Raw genomic sequence first — 13,933 nt, 5'->3', positions numbered from 1 at the left:
GAGGAAATTGGAGTTATTTGGAGTACCTATACAAACAATTTATCTTTATACGCTTATTATTGCGGGCAGCCTTACGCTGTTATTCCTGTTTTTCGGAGATGTATTTGCAGGGCTGCCAGAAGGCATTCCGTTTCTTAATCCGACATTAGTGCTCTCATTTTTCACATGTTTTTCAGCGGGCGGATATATAGGTGAACTCGTATTGCCTCTGTCAAGCTTGCTGATTGCGCTTTTATCTTGCATCCTTTCAATCATGCTGGTGGTATTGCTTCACATCTTTGTACTGGTACCATTATCATCTGCAGAAGAATCATTGGCATATAGAGAAGATGATCTCAGAGGAAGACTCGGTAAAGTGATTACAGCTGTTCCGGTTGACGGGTTTGGTGAAGTGGTCATAGAAGGGATAGGCGGCACCATTTCAAAGTCAGCGGTCAGTTTTGATAATCAGCAGATCAGTTACGGGACAACGGTGTTAGTCGTAGATATTAACAACGGAGTTCTTTCGGTTACTCCGCATGAACCCATTTAACATAAAAGGAGGAATTTGATATGACAATGCCGATTATAATGATCATCGGAGTTGTATTCTTTTTATTAATTGCACTAATAGCTGTGTTTATTACGAAGTATCGTACAGCAGGGCCTGATGAAGCGTTAATTGTAACAGGGAGCTATCTGGGCAATAAAAATGTTCATGTCGATGAAGGCGGCAACCGTATTAAAATCGTCCGCGGCGGAGGAACCTTTGTCCTTCCCGTCTTCCAGCAGGCAGAGCCGCTAAGCTTATTATCAAGCAAACTCGATGTTTCGACACCTGAAGTCTATACAGAACAAGGAGTGCCAGTAATGGCCGATGGAACTGCGATTATTAAAATCGGCGGTTCTATAGGAGAAATCGCTACAGCGGCCGAACAATTTTTAGGGAAATCAAAAGACGACCGTGAGCAGGAAGCGCGGGAGGTTTTAGAAGGCCACCTTCGTTCCATTCTCGGCTCAATGACAGTTGAAGAAATCTATAAAAACAGGGAGAAATTTTCTCAAGAGGTGCAGCGTGTCGCTTCACAGGACCTCGCGAAAATGGGGCTTGTGATTGTTTCCTTTACCATTAAAGATGTGCGTGATAAAAACGGTTATCTTGAATCATTAGGGAAACCGAGAATTGCCCAAGTAAAACGCGATGCTGATATCGCGACAGCAGAGGCTGATAAAGAAACCCGAATTAAGCGGGCAGAAGCCGATAAAGACGCAAAAAAATCAGAACTTGAACGGGCGACGGAAATCGCTGAAGCTGAAAAAATCAATCAGCTCAAAATGGCTGAATTCCGCAGAGAACAAGATACGGCAAAAGCGAATGCCGACCAGGCATATGATTTAGAGACTGCCAGAGCGCGCCAGCAAGTCACAGAGCAGGAAATGCAGGTTAAAATTATCGAACGCCAAAAACAAATAGAACTAGAAGAAAAAGAAATTCTTCGCCGTGAACGTCAATACGACTCAGAGGTAAAGAAAAAAGCCGATGCAGACCGTTATTCTGTTGAGCAGTCCGCAGCAGCTGAGAAAGCCAAACAGCTCGCGGAAGCCGATGCCAAGAAGTACAGTATAGAAGCAATGGCAAAGGCTGAGGCGGAAAAAGTAAGAATTGACGGGCTAGCAAAAGCAGAAGCGGAAAAAGCGAAAGGAGAGACAGAAGCAGAGGTTATCCGCCTGAAAGGTCTTGCAGAAGCGGAAGCAAAAGAGAAAATTGCGGCCGCCTTTGAACAGTACGGGCAGGCGGCGATTTTCGATATGATTGTCAAAATGCTTCCGGAATACGCGAAACAAGCAGCGGCACCTCTTTCAAATATTGATAAAATCACCGTTGTCGATACAGGAGGAAGCGGTGAATCAAGCGGAGCAAACAAAGTAACCAGCTATGCGACGAACTTAATGTCAAGTCTGCAAGAAAGTTTAAAAGCATCCTCAGGAATTGATGTAAAAGAAATGCTTGAGAACTTTTCAGGAAAAGGAAACGTAAAACAAAGCATTAATGAATTAACAAATGAAATCAAAGAAGCCAAAACGATCCAAAAATCAGAGTAAGGAAAGGGCAGAACCGTATGGTAACTGTACGTGAAGCGAAGTTAGAGGATATAAAGGACATTGCAAAAGTGCATGTAGACAGCTGGAGGACAACATACCACGAAATTATCCCGATTGATTATTTAAACAGCCTGAACTATAAGGAATATGAAGACAAATGGAAAAGTCGCTCGTTAAAGGGAGTATTTGTTGCTCAGGACGAAAAGGGTTCAGTATTCGGCTTTGCTTCATTTGGACCTATTCGCTCTGAACAAGAAGGCTATGACGGCGAGTTATACGCTATTTATCTTCTGGAAGAGCGCCAGCGGCAAGGTGCAGGCAGGGCGCTCTTAGCAAAAGGAGCGGAGTTTTTGCTTCAACATGGTTTTTCAAGTATGTTTGTTTGGGTTATTGAGCAGAATCCCTCGATTATATTTTATCAGGCCTATTCACCTGAAAGAGTAGCGGAGGACAACTTTGAAATTGCCGGAGTAAGGCTGAAAGAAGTAGGTCTTGGCTGGCCGGATCTTTCAGCTTTAAAAACACTTCTTAACAGATAACGAACAATCCCCCAGCGGAATTCGCTGGGGGATTGTTACTTTTACGCTTTGTCACTTTTAAGCAAACGGGGTGCTGTCATAAATAATAAACATAGGACAATTGCACAAATAATGAATGAAGGAACCATGTAAGTCGCATTATAAGTTAAAGAATAAATCCATACCGGTGTTCCTTTTGGAGCAAAGCTGCCGAAAAACACAGCTCCTGAAATGACATGCGCGGCATAGCGCAGCAAACTGCCGATAAAAACTGCGCTGACCACTGAAACAATCAATTTCCCTTTTGTTTTTGATACAGCGGCTTTACGGACAGAAGAAGCGAAACAGCCGCTTATGCCGATTGCTGCGAAAGCGACAATGTAATCTAACAATAGCTGTACAGGATGTTGAGCAAACAAGTTTCCGATTGCTATTTGTACTAGACCTGTCAACAAACCTGTAGTAAGACCTGCTTTGACACCCCAGCGAAACGAAATTAAAAAGATCGGAATCATCATGATGGAGACCGAGCCTCCTTGAGGCATGCTAAGAAACATTCCTGAGACAATGTCTAAAATAACGGCTGCCGCTGTCATAATGGCAATTTCAATAAGGCGAACCAGTTGCTTAGATTGATTCATATCTATCTCCTTCCATTGACAGACAACCAAAAGGACAACAAAAAAGCAGCACGCGGAAGGATGAGAAAAGTTCCACGCACTGCTTTACGATCTGCAATTCATTTGACTTTGCCACATCCCTACGCCAGCGTTAACTAACAGGTTCAAAGGGTCAGAACGATACCGCTCACTCTCAGCTTTAATGCTCCCCTTGTGGTCATCAGTATTTAGTTCGTTTCTACTATACAAGAAAACGAAAAAAACAACAAGATCACATGACTGATGTATATGTTCTTTTAAGAAAGTTATATGATACACACGCTTTAGAAATCATGGCGAGGATTATAGTTTATTTGTTTTATAGATTTTTTAAAAAAACTATTGCAATAAATAAATACAGGTGTTATATTATTAAACGTCGCTGATGCACAGCGGACACAAACTAGATGCTTCAAAACAACTTGAAAAAAGTTGTTGACAAAAAAGAAGCTGAATGTTATATTAGTAAAGCTGCTTCATTGAGAAGTAACGAAATGATCTTTGAAAACTAAACAAGACAAAACGTACCTGTTAATTCATTTTTATAAATCGCACAGCAATGTGCGTAGTCAGTCAAACTAGGGCCTGCACGACGTAGGTCACACAGGTGTCACCGCGGGATGCGGTGAACTTAACCTGTGATCCATTTATCGGAGAGTTTGATCCTGGCTCAGGACGAACGCTGGCGGCGTGCCTAATACATGCAAGTCGAGCGGGCAGATGGGAGCTTGCTCCCTGATGTTAGCGGCGGACGGGTGAGTAACACGTGGGTAACCTGCCTGTAAGACTGGGATAACTCCGGGAAACCGGGGCTAATACCGGATGGTTGTTTGAACCGCATGGTTCAAACATAAAAGGTGGCTTCGGCTACCACTTACAGATGGACCCGCGGCGCATTAGCTAGTTGGTGAGGTAACGGCTCACCAAGGCAACGATGCGTAGCCGACCTGAGAGGGTGATCGGCCACACTGGGACTGAGACACGGCCCAGACTCCTACGGGAGGCAGCAGTAGGGAATCTTCCGCAATGGACGAAAGTCTGACGGAGCAACGCCGCGTGAGTGATGAAGGTTTTCGGATCGTAAAGCTCTGTTGTTAGGGAAGAACAAGTACCGTTCGAATAGGGCGGTACCTTGACGGTACCTAACCAGAAAGCCACGGCTAACTACGTGCCAGCAGCCGCGGTAATACGTAGGTGGCAAGCGTTGTCCGGAATTATTGGGCGTAAAGGGCTCGCAGGCGGTTTCTTAAGTCTGATGTGAAAGCCCCCGGCTCAACCGGGGAGGGTCATTGGAAACTGGGGAACTTGAGTGCAGAAGAGGAGAGTGGAATTCCACGTGTAGCGGTGAAATGCGTAGAGATGTGGAGGAACACCAGTGGCGAAGGCGACTCTCTGGTCTGTAACTGACGCTGAGGAGCGAAAGCGTGGGGAGCGAACAGGATTAGATACCCTGGTAGTCCACGCCGTAAACGATGAGTGCTAAGTGTTAGGGGGTTTCCGCCCCTTAGTGCTGCAGCTAACGCATTAAGCACTCCGCCTGGGGAGTACGGTCGCAAGACTGAAACTCAAAGGAATTGACGGGGGCCCGCACAAGCGGTGGAGCATGTGGTTTAATTCGAAGCAACGCGAAGAACCTTACCAGGTCTTGACATCCTCTGACAATCCTAGAGATAGGACGTCCCCTTCGGGGGCAGAGTGACAGGTGGTGCATGGTTGTCGTCAGCTCGTGTCGTGAGATGTTGGGTTAAGTCCCGCAACGAGCGCAACCCTTGATCTTAGTTGCCAGCATTCAGTTGGGCACTCTAAGGTGACTGCCGGTGACAAACCGGAGGAAGGTGGGGATGACGTCAAATCATCATGCCCCTTATGACCTGGGCTACACACGTGCTACAATGGACAGAACAAAGGGCAGCGAAACCGCGAGGTTAAGCCAATCCCACAAATCTGTTCTCAGTTCGGATCGCAGTCTGCAACTCGACTGCGTGAAGCTGGAATCGCTAGTAATCGCGGATCAGCATGCCGCGGTGAATACGTTCCCGGGCCTTGTACACACCGCCCGTCACACCACGAGAGTTTGTAACACCCGAAGTCGGTGAGGTAACCTTTTAGGAGCCAGCCGCCGAAGGTGGGACAGATGATTGGGGTGAAGTCGTAACAAGGTAGCCGTATCGGAAGGTGCGGCTGGATCACCTCCTTTCTAAGGATATTATACGGAATATAAGACCTTGGGTCTTATAAACAGAACGTTCCCTGTCTTGTTTAGTTTTGAAGGATCATTCCTTCGAAACGTGTTCTTTGAAAACTAGATAACAGTAGACATCACATTCAATTAGTAACACAAGATATCACATAGTGATTCTTTTTAACGGTTAAGTTAGAAAGGGCGCACGGTGGATGCCTTGGCACTAGGAGCCGATGAAGGACGGGACGAACACCGATATGCTTCGGGGAGCTGTAAGCAAGCTTTGATCCGGAGATTTCCGAATGGGGAAACCCACCACTCGTAATGGAGTGGTATCCATATCTGAATTCATAGGATATGAGAAGGCAGACCCGGGGAACTGAAACATCTAAGTACCCGGAGGAAGAGAAAGCAAATGCGATTCCCTGAGTAGCGGCGAGCGAAACGGGATTAGCCCAAACCAAGAGGCTTGCCTCTTGGGGTTGTAGGACACTCTGTACGGAGTTACAAAGGAACGAGGTAGATGAAGAGGTCTGGAAAGGCCCGCCATAGGAGGTAACAGCCCTGTAGTCAAAACTTCGTTCTCTCCTGAGTGGATCCTGAGTACGGCGGAACACGTGAAATTCCGTCGGAATCCGGGAGGACCATCTCCCAAGGCTAAATACTCCCTAGTGACCGATAGTGAACCAGTACCGTGAGGGAAAGGTGAAAAGCACCCCGGAAGGGGAGTGAAAGAGATCCTGAAACCGTGTGCCTACAAGTAGTCAGAGCCCGTTAACGGGTGATGGCGTGCCTTTTGTAGAATGAACCGGCGAGTTACGATCCCGTGCAAGGTTAAGCAGAAGATGCGGAGCCGCAGCGAAAGCGAGTCTGAATAGGGCGCATGAGTACGTGGTCGTAGACCCGAAACCAGGTGATCTACCCATGTCCAGGGTGAAGTTCAGGTAACACTGAATGGAGGCCCGAACCCACGCACGTTGAAAAGTGCGGGGATGAGGTGTGGGTAGGGGTGAAATGCCAATCGAACCTGGAGATAGCTGGTTCTCTCCGAAATAGCTTTAGGGCTAGCCTCAAGGTAAGAGTCTTGGAGGTAGAGCACTGATTGGACTAGGGGCCCCTACCGGGTTACCGAATTCAGTCAAACTCCGAATGCCAATGACTTATCCTTGGGAGTCAGACTGCGAGTGATAAGATCCGTAGTCGAAAGGGAAACAGCCCAGACCGCCAGCTAAGGTCCCAAAGTATACGTTAAGTGGAAAAGGATGTGGAGTTGCTTAGACAACCAGGATGTTGGCTTAGAAGCAGCCACCATTTAAAGAGTGCGTAATAGCTCACTGGTCGAGTGACTCTGCGCCGAAAATGTACCGGGGCTAAACGTATCACCGAAGCTGCGGACTGTTCTTCGAACAGTGGTAGGAGAGCGTTCTAAGGGCTGTGAAGCCAGACCGGAAGGACTGGTGGAGCGCTTAGAAGTGAGAATGCCGGTATGAGTAGCGAAAGAGGGGTGAGAATCCCCTCCACCGAATGCCTAAGGTTTCCTGAGGAAGGCTCGTCCGCTCAGGGTTAGTCGGGACCTAAGCCGAGGCCGAAAGGCGTAGGCGATGGACAACAGGTTGATATTCCTGTACCACCTCCTCACCATTTGAGCAATGGGGGGACGCAGGAGGATAGGGTAAGCGCGGTATTGGATATCCGCGTCCAAGCAGTTAGGCTGGGAAATAGGCAAATCCGTTTCCCATAAGGCTGAGCTGTGATGGCGAGCGAAATATAGTAGCGAAGTTCCTGATTCCACACTGCCAAGAAAAGCCTCTAGCGAGGTGAGAGGTGCCCGTACCGCAAACCGACACAGGTAGGCGAGGAGAGAATCCTAAGGTGATCGAGAGAACTCTCGTTAAGGAACTCGGCAAAATGACCCCGTAACTTCGGGAGAAGGGGTGCTCTGTTAGGGTGCAAGCCCGAGAGAGCCGCAGTGAATAGGCCCAGGCGACTGTTTAGCAAAAACACAGGTCTCTGCGAAGCCGTAAGGCGAAGTATAGGGGCTGACGCCTGCCCGGTGCTGGAAGGTTAAGAGGAGCGCTTAGCGTAAGCGAAGGTGCGAATTGAAGCCCCAGTAAACGGCGGCCGTAACTATAACGGTCCTAAGGTAGCGAAATTCCTTGTCGGGTAAGTTCCGACCCGCACGAAAGGCGCAACGATCTGGGCACTGTCTCAACGAGAGACTCGGTGAAATTATAGTACCTGTGAAGATGCAGGTTACCCGCGACAGGACGGAAAGACCCCGTGGAGCTTTACTGCAGCCTGATATTGAATGTTGGTACAGCTTGTACAGGATAGGTAGGAGCCTTGGAAACCGGAGCGCCAGCTTCGGTGGAGGCATCGGTGGGATACTACCCTGGCTGTATTGACCTTCTAACCCGCCGCCCTTATCGGGCGGGGAGACAGTGTCAGGTGGGCAGTTTGACTGGGGCGGTCGCCTCCTAAAAGGTAACGGAGGCGCCCAAAGGTTCCCTCAGAATGGTTGGAAATCATTCGCAGAGTGTAAAGGCACAAGGGAGCTTGACTGCGAGACCTACAAGTCGAGCAGGGACGAAAGTCGGGCTTAGTGATCCGGTGGTTCCGCATGGAAGGGCCATCGCTCAACGGATAAAAGCTACCCCGGGGATAACAGGCTTATCTCCCCCAAGAGTCCACATCGACGGGGAGGTTTGGCACCTCGATGTCGGCTCATCGCATCCTGGGGCTGTAGTCGGTCCCAAGGGTTGGGCTGTTCGCCCATTAAAGCGGTACGCGAGCTGGGTTCAGAACGTCGTGAGACAGTTCGGTCCCTATCCGTCGCGGGCGCAGGAAATTTGAGAGGAGCTGTCCTTAGTACGAGAGGACCGGGATGGACGCACCGCTGGTGTACCAGTTGTTCTGCCAAGGGCATCGCTGGGTAGCTATGTGCGGACGGGATAAGTGCTGAAAGCATCTAAGCATGAAGCCCCCCTCAAGATGAGATTTCCCATTCCGCAAGGAAGTAAGATCCCTGAAAGATGATCAGGTTGATAGGTCTGAGGTGGAAGTGTGGCGACACATGGAGCTGACAGATACTAATCGATCGAGGACTTAACCATATTTTTGAATGATGTCACACCTGTTATCTAGTTTTGAGAGAACACTCTCAATTTGTTTGGTGGCGATAGCGAAGAGGTCACACCCGTTCCCATACCGAACACGGAAGTTAAGCTCTTCAGCGCCGATGGTAGTCGGGGGTTTCCCCCTGTGAGAGTAGGACGCCGCCAAGCAATTGCACGTTAGTGCAAGTATGGAGGATTAGCTCAGCTGGGAGAGCATCTGCCTTACAAGCAGAGGGTCGGCGGTTCGAGCCCGTCATCCTCCACCATTTTTCATTATACATATCGGTTTTACATATATGCCGGTGTAGCTCAATTGGTAGAGCAACTGACTTGTAATCAGTAGGTTGGGGGTTCAAGTCCTCTTGCCGGCACCACTTTTATATGATATAATATTCAAGTCTCTTGTAAGAAGAGCCATTAGCTCAGTTGGTAGAGCATCTGACTTTTAATCAGAGGGTCGAAGGTTCGAGTCCTTCATGGCTCACCATTTACATGTTGCGGATGTGGCGGAATTGGCAGACGCGCTAGAATCAGGCTCTAGTGTCTTTACAGACGTGGGGGTTCAAGTCCCTTCATCCGCACCATTTCTGCGGAAGTAGTTCAGTGGTAGAACACCACCTTGCCAAGGTGGGGGTCGCGGGTTCGAATCCCGTCTTCCGCTCCAACTATACCATCCACGCCGGGGTGGTGGAATTGGCAGACACACAGGACTTAAAATCCTGCGGTAGGTGACTACCGTGCCGGTTCAAGTCCGGCCCTCGGCATTAAGTTTTGCGCCCGTAGCTCAATTGGATAGAGCGTTTGACTACGGATCAAAAGGTTAGGGGTTCGACTCCTCTCGGGCGCGCCATGATCTATATGAAATCGGGAAGTAGCTCAGCTTGGTAGAGCACATGGTTTGGGACCATGGGGTCGCAGGTTCGAATCCTGTCTTCCCGACCATTCTTGGGGCCTTAGCTCAGCTGGGAGAGCGCCTGCTTTGCACGCAGGAGGTCAGCGGTTCGATCCCGCTAGGCTCCACTTGATTTCAAAAATATTTGGCGGTGTAGCTCAGCTGGCTAGAGCGTACGGTTCATACCCGTGAGGTCGGGGGTTCGATCCCCTCCACCGCTACCAATGGACCTTTAGCTCAGTTGGTTAGAGCAGACGGCTCATAACCGTCCGGTCGTAGGTTCGAGTCCTACAAGGTCCACCACTATACGGAGGAATACCCAAGTCTGGCTGAAGGGATCGGTCTTGAAAACCGACAGGGGTGTCAAAGCCCGCGGGGGTTCGAATCCCTCTTCCTCCGCCATACATATTCCTAATCATCGCGGGGTGGAGCAGTTCGGTAGCTCGTCGGGCTCATAACCCGAAGGTCGCAGGTTCAAATCCTGCCCCCGCAACCAAATTTTAAAATGGTCCGGTAGTTCAGTTGGTTAGAATGCCTGCCTGTCACGCAGGAGGTCGCGGGTTCGAGTCCCGTCCGGACCGCCATTTAAATACTTAGGCTCGGTAGCTCAGTTGGTAGAGCAACGGACTGAAAATCCGTGTGTCGGCGGTTCGATTCCGTCCCGAGCCACCATTTATCAATATATTTTGGCGGTTGTGGCGAAGTGGTTAACGCACCAGATTGTGGCTCTGGCATTCGTGGGTTCGATTCCCATCAATCGCCCCAAATAAAAATTGCGGGTGTAGTTTAGTGGTAAAACCTCAGCCTTCCAAGCTGATGTCGTGGGTTCGATTCCCATCACCCGCTCCATTTCTATATCGTCATGGGCCTGTAGCTCAGCTGGTTAGAGCGCACGCCTGATAAGCGTGAGGTCGATGGTTCGAGTCCATTCAGGCCCACCATGACTTTTGTTCCACAGTAGCTCAGTGGTAGAGCTATCGGCTGTTAACCGATCGGTCGCAGGTTCGAATCCTGCCTGTGGAGCCAAATGGAGAAGTACTCAAGTGGCTGAAGAGGCGCCCCTGCTAAGGGTGTAGGTCGTGTAAGCGGCGCGAGGGTTCAAATCCCTCCTTCTCCGCCATATGATTACAGATATCATAATTATCGGCCCGTTGGTCAAGCGGTTAAGACACCGCCCTTTCACGGCGGTAACACGGGTTCGAATCCCGTACGGGTCATCCAGAAGCCTTGCATATCCTGCAAGGTTTTTTTGTTTTTATAAATCATGATATGTCTTAGATTTTGTTCTTTATTTTAAAAACAGACTACAAAAATCTCCATATATTTCGTTTTTCTTCAGAAAATGAAGTTAATTGTCTATAAGTATAAGCGCTTTCAGGAAAGGGCTTTTTTTTATTTCTTCGAATAAATACTATAAATGAAAACTATGATGTCAGAAAGGATGATTACATGGCCGCTGCCAGCCCGACAGCACATGATGTTTATCTTTTTCACGAAGGCAGTCTGTTTAAAAGCTATCAGCTGTTTGGCTCGCATTACCGCGAGCTGAATGGCAAAAGCGGATATGAATTCTGTGTGTGGGCGCCTCATGCGTCGGAAGTACGAGTGGCTGGAGATTTTAACAGCTGGTCTGGAGAAGAGCATGTGATGCACAGAGTGAATGATAATGGCATTTGGACGTTATTTATTCCAGGTATAGGAGAAAAGGAACGATATAAATATGAAATCGTGACGAATAACGGTGAGATCAGGCTGAAGGCAGATCCATACGCTATTTATTCAGAAGTCAGACCAAACACAGCGTCACTTACTTACGATTTGGAAGGGTACAGCTGGCAAGATCAAAAATGGCAAAAGAAACAGAAGACTAAGACGCTGTATGAAAAACCTGTTTTCATTTATGAACTGCATCTTGGGTCTTGGAAGAAACATTCTGATGGCAGGCATTATTCCTATAAAGAAATAAGTCAGACGCTTATCCCTTATATCAAGGAGCATGGGTTTACCCATATTGAACTGCTTCCGGTGTATGAGCATCCATATGATCGTTCATGGGGGTACCAAGGAACGGGGTATTACAGCCCGACAAGCAGGTTTGGCACGCCGCATGATCTGATGAAGTTTGTTGATGAATGTCATCAACAAAATATCGGAGTCATTTTGGATTGGGTCCCCGGACATTTTTGTAAAGATGCACATGGCCTTTATATGTTTGATGGAGAACCGCTTTATGAATACAAAGAAGAACGTGATCGGGAGAACTGGTTATGGGGCACGGCAAACTTTGACCTGGGAAAACCGGAAGTTCATAGTTTTTTAATTTCGAATGCGTTGTACTGGGCGGAATTCTATCATATAGATGGATTTAGGGTTGATGCAGTGGCTAATATCCTGTATTGGCCAAATCAGGATGAACGCCACACGAATCCATATGCTGTTGATTTTTTTAAAAAACTCAATCAAACCATGAGAGAGACATATCCCCATGTGATGATGATTGCGGAAGATTCTACAGAATGGCCTCAAGTGACAGGTGCCGTTGAGGAAGGGGGGCTTGGTTTTCATTATAAATGGAATATGGGATGGATGAATGACGTACTGAAATACATGGAGACGCCGCCCGAAGAAAGGCGGCATTGTCATCAGCTTATCTCTTTTTCATTACTATATGCGTTTAGTGAGCATTTTGTATTGCCGTTTTCTCATGATGAAGTCGTATACGGGAAAAAATCACTTCTTAATAAAATGCCTGGCGACTACTGGCAGAAATTTGCCCAGTATCGGCTTTTGCTGGGCTATATGACAGTGCATCCCGGAAAGAAATTGATCTTTATGGGATCAGAGTTTGCCCAATTTGATGAATGGAAAGATACAGAACAGCTTGATTGGTTTTTGGACTCCTTCCCCATGCATCAGAAAGCCAGCGTTTTTACGCAAGATCTTCTCCGCTTTTACCAAAAAAGCAAAATCCTTTACGAGCATGACCATCGTGCACAATCGTTTGAATGGATTGATGTCCATAATGACGAACAATCAATCTTTTCTTTTATTCGTTATGGCAAAAAGCACGGTGAGGCGCTTGTCATCATTTGTAATTTTACACCCGTGGTCTATCATCAATATGATGTTGGAGTTCCTTTTTTTACTCAATACATTGAAGTGCTTAACAGTGACAGTGAAACATATGGAGGCTCAGGGCAAATCAACAAAAAGCCGTTATCGGCCAAAAAGGGAGCACTTCATCATAAACCGTGTTATATCACGATGACCATCCCCCCTTACGGCATCTCGATTTTACGGGCGGTTAAAAAAAGAGGAGAGATAAAAAGATGAAAAAACAATGTGTAGCCATGCTCCTTGCCGGCGGGAAGGGCAGCCGTCTCAGCGGATTAACAAAAAATATGGCTAAACCGGCTGTATCTTTCGGGGGAAAATACAGGATTATTGATTTTACCCTAAGCAACTGTTCAAATTCAGGCATAGACACAGTCGGGATTTTAACGCAATATCAGCCGCTTGAGCTGAATTCCTATATTGGGATCGGCAGTGCATGGGACCTGGATAGATATAATGGCGGCGTGACGGTTTTACCCCCTTATGCCGAGTCATCAGAAGTCAAGTGGTATAAAGGGACGGCAAGCGCCATTTATGAAAATCTCAATTATTTGAATCAGTATGATCCTGAGTATGTACTGATTTTATCAGGAGATCACATATACAAAATGGACTACGGCAAAATGCTTGATTATCACATTGAAAAGAAGGCAGATGTGACCATCTCTGTCATCGAAGTGGGCTGGGAGGAAGCAAGCCGGTTCGGCATCATGAAGGCCAATCCAGATGGGACGATCACACATTTTGATGAAAAGCCCAAATTCCCTAAGAGCAATCTTGCCTCAATGGGAATTTATATATTCAATTGGCCGCTTTTGAAACAGTATCTTGAGATGGACGATCAAAACCCTTATTCTAGCCACGACTTCGGCAAAGACATTATTCCTCTGCTTTTGGAAGAGAAAAAGAAGCTTTCTGCTTATCCGTTCAAGGGATATTGGAAGGATGTCGGAACGGTGCAGAGCTTGTGGGAAGCCAATATGGATTTGTTAAAAGAGGACTCGGAGCTGAAGCTGTTTGAACGCAAATGGAAAATTTACTCCGTCAATCCAAATCAGCCTCCGCAATTTATTTCATCTGATGCGCAGGTTCAAGATTCGCTTGTGAACGAAGGTTGTGTTGTATATGGAAATGTGTCTCACTCCGTTCTTTTTCAAGGTGTGACTGTTGGTAAGCATACGACTGTTACATCATCCGTCATAATGCCGGATGTGACGATTGGGGAGCATGTAGTCATTGAAAATGCCATTGTTCCTAATGGGATGGTGCTGCCGGATGGCGCAGTGATTCGCTCCGAAAAAGACATTGAAGAGGTGCTGCTCGTTTCAGAGGAATTTGTAGAAAAAGAATTGATTTAATTACTGAAGAGG

6 protein-coding genes, 21 tRNA genes, 3 rRNA genes and 1 riboswitch are annotated in these 13,933 nt (G+C 47.4%); of the genes, 29 read left to right on the top strand and 1 reads right to left on the bottom strand.

The features are described 5' to 3' along the window. Positions 1–7: 7 nt before the first annotated feature. From NSQ12_RS16500 to NSQ12_RS16490, 3 genes are read left to right on the top strand one after another with little or no spacing between them, the layout of a single operon-like run. Entirely contained in the window at positions 8–532 is a 525-nt protein-coding gene (locus tag NSQ12_RS16500) for an NfeD family protein (RefSeq protein WP_015251368.1), read from the top strand. Between the two features lie 20 nt (positions 533–552). After that, entirely contained in the window at positions 553–2,082 is a 1,530-nt protein-coding gene (floT, locus tag NSQ12_RS16495; RefSeq protein WP_003228960.1) for a flotillin lipid rafts scaffold protein FloT, read from the top strand. 17 nt (positions 2,083–2,099) lie between these two features. After that, positions 2,100–2,621, top strand: a complete 522-nt coding sequence (locus NSQ12_RS16490) for a GNAT family N-acetyltransferase (RefSeq protein WP_339175162.1) — start codon at positions 2,100–2,102, stop codon at positions 2,619–2,621. Between the two features lie 41 nt (positions 2,622–2,662). Here the strand turns inward: NSQ12_RS16490 and thiT are convergent, their stop codons facing one another. Continuing rightward, positions 2,663–3,241, bottom strand: a complete 579-nt coding sequence (gene thiT, locus NSQ12_RS16485; protein ID WP_003228966.1) for an energy-coupled thiamine transporter ThiT — start codon at positions 3,239–3,241, stop codon at positions 2,663–2,665. A 99-nt stretch (positions 3,242–3,340) separates the two neighbouring features. Beyond that, positions 3,341–3,442: riboswitch (TPP riboswitch) on the bottom strand. Between the two features lie 464 nt (positions 3,443–3,906). On the opposite strand from thiT, the gene NSQ12_RS16480 reads away from it, so the two are divergent. From NSQ12_RS16480 to NSQ12_RS16355, 26 genes are all read left to right on the top strand, one after another. Beyond that, positions 3,907–5,456: ribosomal RNA gene (locus NSQ12_RS16480) — 16S ribosomal RNA — on the top strand. Positions 5,457–5,626: 170 nt separating this feature from the next. After that, positions 5,627–8,554: ribosomal RNA gene (locus tag NSQ12_RS16475) — 23S ribosomal RNA — on the top strand. Between the two features lie 55 nt (positions 8,555–8,609). After that, a 5S ribosomal RNA gene (gene rrf / locus NSQ12_RS16470) occupies positions 8,610–8,725 on the top strand. The 16S, 23S and 5S rRNA genes sit together here with 21 tRNA genes alongside, the layout of an rRNA operon. 22 nt (positions 8,726–8,747) lie before the next feature. Next, a tRNA-Val gene (locus NSQ12_RS16465) sits at positions 8,748–8,823 on the top strand. Between the two features lie 32 nt (positions 8,824–8,855). Further along, positions 8,856–8,931: transfer RNA gene (locus tag NSQ12_RS16460), tRNA-Thr, on the top strand. 37 nt (positions 8,932–8,968) lie between these two features. Next, positions 8,969–9,044: transfer RNA gene (locus NSQ12_RS16455), tRNA-Lys, on the top strand. A 10-nt stretch (positions 9,045–9,054) separates the two neighbouring features. Further along, positions 9,055–9,141: transfer RNA gene (locus tag NSQ12_RS16450), tRNA-Leu, on the top strand. Between the two features lie 5 nt (positions 9,142–9,146). Further along, a tRNA-Gly gene (locus NSQ12_RS16445) sits at positions 9,147–9,221 on the top strand. 14 nt (positions 9,222–9,235) lie between these two features. Continuing rightward, positions 9,236–9,321: transfer RNA gene (locus NSQ12_RS16440), tRNA-Leu, on the top strand. A gap of 9 nt (positions 9,322–9,330) precedes the next feature. Further along, positions 9,331–9,407, top strand: a tRNA-Arg gene (locus tag NSQ12_RS16435). Between the two features lie 15 nt (positions 9,408–9,422). Next, positions 9,423–9,499 (top strand) — tRNA-Pro (locus tag NSQ12_RS16430). A 5-nt stretch (positions 9,500–9,504) separates the two neighbouring features. After that, a tRNA-Ala gene (locus NSQ12_RS16425) sits at positions 9,505–9,577 on the top strand. Between the two features lie 19 nt (positions 9,578–9,596). Next, positions 9,597–9,673, top strand: a tRNA-Met gene (locus NSQ12_RS16420). A gap of 2 nt (positions 9,674–9,675) precedes the next feature. Beyond that, a tRNA-Ile gene (locus NSQ12_RS16415) sits at positions 9,676–9,752 on the top strand. A 6-nt stretch (positions 9,753–9,758) separates the two neighbouring features. Further along, a tRNA-Ser gene (locus NSQ12_RS16410) sits at positions 9,759–9,851 on the top strand. Between the two features lie 17 nt (positions 9,852–9,868). Continuing rightward, positions 9,869–9,945, top strand: a tRNA-Met gene (locus tag NSQ12_RS16405). Between the two features lie 11 nt (positions 9,946–9,956). After that, positions 9,957–10,033: transfer RNA gene (locus tag NSQ12_RS16400), tRNA-Asp, on the top strand. A 12-nt stretch (positions 10,034–10,045) separates the two neighbouring features. Then, positions 10,046–10,121 (top strand) — tRNA-Phe (locus tag NSQ12_RS16395). A gap of 17 nt (positions 10,122–10,138) precedes the next feature. After that, positions 10,139–10,214: transfer RNA gene (locus NSQ12_RS16390), tRNA-His, on the top strand. A 10-nt stretch (positions 10,215–10,224) separates the two neighbouring features. Then, a tRNA-Gly gene (locus tag NSQ12_RS16385) sits at positions 10,225–10,298 on the top strand. Between the two features lie 15 nt (positions 10,299–10,313). Further along, positions 10,314–10,390: transfer RNA gene (locus tag NSQ12_RS16380), tRNA-Ile, on the top strand. A 10-nt stretch (positions 10,391–10,400) separates the two neighbouring features. Then, positions 10,401–10,475 (top strand) — tRNA-Asn (locus NSQ12_RS16375). A 3-nt stretch (positions 10,476–10,478) separates the two neighbouring features. Continuing rightward, a tRNA-Ser gene (locus NSQ12_RS16370) sits at positions 10,479–10,569 on the top strand. Between the two features lie 25 nt (positions 10,570–10,594). Then, positions 10,595–10,666 (top strand) — tRNA-Glu (locus tag NSQ12_RS16365). A 232-nt stretch (positions 10,667–10,898) separates the two neighbouring features. After that, complete coding sequence (gene glgB / locus NSQ12_RS16360) at positions 10,899–12,782, top strand: 1,4-alpha-glucan branching enzyme (protein WP_160221777.1); 1,884 nt, start codon at positions 10,899–10,901, stop codon at positions 12,780–12,782. Further along, the gene (locus NSQ12_RS16355) at positions 12,779–13,921 is read left to right on the top strand and encodes a glucose-1-phosphate adenylyltransferase (RefSeq protein WP_003229018.1); all 1,143 of its coding nucleotides are present in this window, start codon (positions 12,779–12,781) and stop codon (positions 13,919–13,921) included. Before glgB ends, NSQ12_RS16355 begins: the two co-directional genes overlap by 4 nt. Positions 13,922–13,933: the final 12 nt, after the last annotated feature.

Origin of the sequence: Bacillus sp. PS95 (genome assembly GCF_037963565.1) — a bacterium.
Lineage (GTDB): Bacteria > Bacillota > Bacilli > Bacillales > Bacillaceae > Bacillus > Bacillus subtilis.
The sequence above is the reverse complement of the archived record's forward strand: the minus strand, read 5'-3'. Positions and strand labels throughout refer to the sequence as shown.

Coding starts and splice junctions, on each gene's coding strand:
- floT (WP_003228960.1), top strand. CDS start 553: ATGACAATGCCGATTATAATGATCATCGGAGTTGTATTCTTTTTATTA.
- NSQ12_RS16490 (WP_339175162.1), top strand. CDS start 2,100: ATGGTAACTGTACGTGAAGCGAAGTTAGAGGATATAAAGGACATTGCA.
- thiT (WP_003228966.1), bottom strand. CDS start 3,241: ATGAATCAATCTAAGCAACTGGTTCGCCTTATTGAAATTGCCATTATG.
- glgB (WP_160221777.1), top strand. CDS start 10,899: ATGGCCGCTGCCAGCCCGACAGCACATGATGTTTATCTTTTTCACGAA.
- NSQ12_RS16355 (WP_003229018.1), top strand. CDS start 12,779: ATGAAAAAACAATGTGTAGCCATGCTCCTTGCCGGCGGGAAGGGCAGC.